Source organism: Streptomyces sp. NPDC058701, assembly GCF_042715295.1.
GTDB lineage: Bacteria > Actinomycetota > Actinomycetes > Streptomycetales > Streptomycetaceae > Streptomyces.
This window is the reverse complement of record NZ_JBHXSY010000127.1, coordinates 1-2,936: the sequence shown is the minus strand read 5'-3', so window position 1 is coordinate 2,936 and position 2,936 is coordinate 1. Positions and strand designations below refer to the sequence as shown.

Here is a 2,936-nt window from a genome sequence, read left to right as displayed (position 1 = left end):
TGTCCATCCGATCCTCTCAGACCGCGTGGACGACCCATCGGACAGGACCTAGCCGGGGAGGGCGTCCCAGCCACCAGGTGTCCGTGATCTCGTCGTCGATCTTCACATACAGTGCGGTGAGCAGGGCGTCCAGGTCATTCGTCACAGAACAATCTTGGCCGCCCTGTCTGTCTCTCCGGCCGCCGGCAGGGTGCTGCCCGATTGCTCGGCTTCACGCTTGAGCAGGCCGACAAGCTTCGGGAGACCGGACGCCACCGCCATGGCCGCCCGTGCCGGACCTCCCGGTCCGCGCTGTGGCCAAGAGCGCCCAGGGCAGGGCGAAGATCTCAGATCTTCCGCCGTCTGCTGCCCGCCGTTGTCGAAGGCTGCGACGACCTGGCCGTCTGCGTGTCCCGGTCCGGCCCGAGATTGCCGAACCCCGCGCCATGCTCATGCCATCGGTGTCATAATCGGACCTTGTGTGGACAATGCTTGCGCCGCTCATCGGCGTCCTGCTCGGCGGGTTCATGTCGATGCTGGCCCAGCGCTCGGCAGGACGCGCCTTGGAACGCGGCGAGGCGCGCCGCAGTGTTCGTGAACTTGCCGAGGCGCGCCGCAACGAGCGTCTCACTCACCTCATCGAATTTCTGTCTGCGGTGCAGGAAGCTGAACGAGTCGCGGTGGATCGGCATCACCACAACCTGGCTGACGAGCAGTGGCAGGCCCGGGCAAGGCAGGTCCTTGACAGGGTGTGGGTGATGCAGAAGACGATCCACGTGCTGTGCACGTCTGAGGTCAGCGAAGCGGCACGTAGCCTCGCGTGGGCAGTACAGGAGGTGATCAGGAAGGGCCCCGAAGACCCGGGAGAGCCACAGGATGAGAAGGTCTGGGCGCACATCCGTCCGAGCCGACAGGCATTCCTTGATCTCGTGCGCGACCAGCTGAGTTGAAACCCCGGGGAGGGATTCGGCAGCTGCCGTGAGCGGCCCGGGGCAAGCAGCACCAGCTCCGGCCTCCATTGTGCGGCGAGCATCATCTACTTCGCCGGCTTCTCGAGGGACGCAAAGCCCGCCTTGGCGCAGGAGGCGTGCATGTCCACGGGCCAGCAGCAGGCCATCGAATGGCCCCTTGGCCCATCGACAAGCTGAGCACGATCACTTCGGAATGACTCGTCTAGCCGCACTAGACGCAGTACGTGAACACTCCGTGGCGCTCCCCGCGGCCCATGTTGCCCCGCTGACCAGCGATGAATGGCCTTCGGAGGCGCCCTCTGCTGGGGAGAATCTGGGGAGAATGAGGCCCCGTTGGGGAGCGGCTGGGGAGGATCGGCCGTACAAACGGGCAGCACCGTGAAAGGGACGGAAAGCTGATCGCCGCAGATCAGAGGGCCTCTCCGGGCGCTTTCCGCAGGTCAGCGGTGTGAGAGTGACGACTTCAAGAAGATCTCCGCCTGGGCCGCCATCCTGTTCGCCCCCACCCTTGTCGGGACGATCTACGGCATGAACTTCGAGACCATGCCGGAACTCAAGTGGGCGGCCGGCTACCCCTTCGCGATCCTGCTGATGGCGGTGGTCTGCGTCAGCCTGTACCTCGTCTTCAAGAAGCGCGACTGGCTGTAGACCACACAGCAGCACCATTGATCAACTTAGCTCCTGCGAACGCTAGGAGTGGCCCGCAGGACCCCGTGGGGAGAATCCGCAGCCCGCCCATGCCGGTCGCTCCCCCGCACCTTGGGGCCAGCCTTCCCGCACCGCCGACCACCTTCGACGGCAGGCGATTGCGGAGGGTAACGAAAAGGCCTGTCTTGTCTCCTCGACGACTACAAGCCGGCAGTCGTCCAACGACCTTGCCCGTGGGGCGTCGATGTCTGACCCCCTGTCTAGCCTGTCTCCGTGAAGCCCACCGATGACCGCCAGTTCCCCTCCGTGCTCGCCACCGCGATGGCCGTTCGATTCGACTACGCCGACGGGAAGACCGGGGTCGACTTCGAACCCTTCCCGGCCTTCCTGTCCGCTGCCGAGACCACCGACTGGTTCCAGGCATGGACCGGGAACAGCGAACTGGACGGCAACGACTTCCGCGTGTTCGGACAAGACGGCACGGGCGGATACGCGGCGATCTGGCTCATCCGCCCGGGCCGGCCTCTGGCCGAGCAGCCCGTGGTCTTCCTCGGCTCCGAGGGCGAGACCGGTGTCGTAGCACGCGACCTGGGCGACTTCCTATGGCTACTGGCCGACGGCTTCGGCCCCTGGGAAGCCGCCACGTCCTACGAGCCGGACTGGAAGGCGCAGCCCAATCCGGAGCTGGCAGCCATCGCCGAAGGATTCACACCGAACCAGCGCCGGTCAGCCACGGCCGTGATCGAGCTGGCGGCCCAGGAGTTCCCCAACTTCTACGACACCATCATGGAACTCTGCCGCTGAACCCAGCGTCGTCACCTGCACGACCAGCCGGAATCACGGGAATGACGGAACGGCATGATCCCGTGGTTTCGTACGGGGAGCTCACAAAGATCTTCCTGCTCTTCACGCAGACCCGGTTCCGGGACGGGCCCCGAGTTCTGGGCGGCCATGGTTACGGCTGGGGAACTTCTGGCGACCGAGGACAGCCCGGACCAGGCGGAGGCGCCGTCGGGACTGGAACATTGCCGGGCGCAGGCGACCGCTGTCGGTACGGGCTCTCAGATGCTGCCGTGAGAGGAGACGAGGCCCTCAGGTACGTGCTCGGGCACCGTGCCGAGCAGTGCGTCGATGGCCGCGCGGCCCTTGCCGCCGGCCTCCGGCATGAAGTGGGCGTAGTGGTCGAAGATGATGGTCGGGCTTGAGTGACCGAGCCACCGGGCTAGTGCTCTGACCGCGAACCTCCGCCGGTTGCTGGGCCTGCGATCAAGAAAGGAAAGGTGGCTCCCTCCGGTCGCGGTACGGTCCTGCCATGTCCCGATCAGCCGATATCGCCCT

General features: G+C 65.7%; 3 protein-coding genes and 2 pseudogenes. 3 read left to right on the top strand and 2 right to left on the bottom strand.

Annotated features, from left to right (window positions below):
- Window positions 1-16: 16 nt before the first annotated feature.
- Entirely contained in the window at window positions 17-145 is a 129-nt protein-coding gene (locus tag ACFWW8_RS38425; protein ID WP_386537550.1) for a hypothetical protein, read from the bottom strand.
- 313 nt (window positions 146-458) lie between these two features.
- On the opposite strand from ACFWW8_RS38425, the gene ACFWW8_RS38420 reads away from it, so the two are divergent.
- From ACFWW8_RS38420 to ACFWW8_RS38410, 3 genes and pseudogenes are all read left to right on the top strand, one after another.
- Complete coding sequence (locus ACFWW8_RS38420) at window positions 459-929, top strand: hypothetical protein (RefSeq protein ID WP_386537547.1); 471 nt, start codon at window positions 459-461, stop codon at window positions 927-929.
- Window positions 930-1,412: 483 nt separating this feature from the next.
- Window positions 1,413-1,598 (top strand): annotated as a pseudogene (locus ACFWW8_RS38415) (CorA family divalent cation transporter); the annotation flags it as partial.
- A 273-nt stretch (window positions 1,599-1,871) separates the two neighbouring features.
- Window positions 1,872-2,402, top strand: coding sequence for an SMI1/KNR4 family protein (locus ACFWW8_RS38410; RefSeq protein WP_386537545.1), 531 nt, complete (start codon window positions 1,872-1,874; stop codon window positions 2,400-2,402).
- A 257-nt stretch (window positions 2,403-2,659) separates the two neighbouring features.
- Here ACFWW8_RS38410 and ACFWW8_RS38405 read toward each other — a convergent pair.
- A pseudogene (locus ACFWW8_RS38405) lies at window positions 2,660-2,936 on the bottom strand (hypothetical protein); the annotation flags it as partial.